Here is a 398-nt window from a genome sequence, read left to right as displayed (position 1 = left end):
AATCCTAGGGCGATGCCGCGTAGGTGTTCGAGTCTGCCGTTGATTGCCTCAACGGGGCCGTTGGATGCGCCGATATCAAAGTAGGCGAGCACATCTTTGCGCCGACGCCACAGGGTGCGTCCCAGTTGGGCAAGCTCTTCTAAGCCTTTCGGTAATCCCTTACGCAGGGTGTGGATGATGCGTTCCATGAGCTTTTTGCCTTCCGATTTCTTCGGATGCGCGTACGCTGCGATCACGTCTTGGTAGAGCAGCCACGTTACTTCTAGGGCCACGTAGTCGTCATCGGTGGCCCACAGCATTTCTAAGCGTTGCTTTTGCCGCTCGGTGAGATAGTTCGTCCTGGTCAACAGGGTGCGCCGGTGCTTGTACAGCGGGTCATCTTTGCGTCCGCGGCGCCC

1 protein-coding gene is annotated in these 398 nt (G+C 57.8%); it reads right to left on the bottom strand.

The window, feature by feature from the left end:
* On the bottom strand, window positions 1–398 hold a 398-nt coding region (locus HMPREF2635_RS03200; RefSeq protein WP_141761674.1), incomplete at both ends, for a transposase.

It is taken from the genome of Corynebacterium sp. HMSC035E02, assembly GCF_001836065.1.
In the GTDB taxonomy this organism is placed as follows: Bacteria; Actinomycetota; Actinomycetes; order Mycobacteriales; family Mycobacteriaceae; genus Corynebacterium; species Corynebacterium hiratae.
Note: the sequence above shows the minus strand (reverse complement) of the source record. Positions and strands in the feature narration are given on the sequence as shown.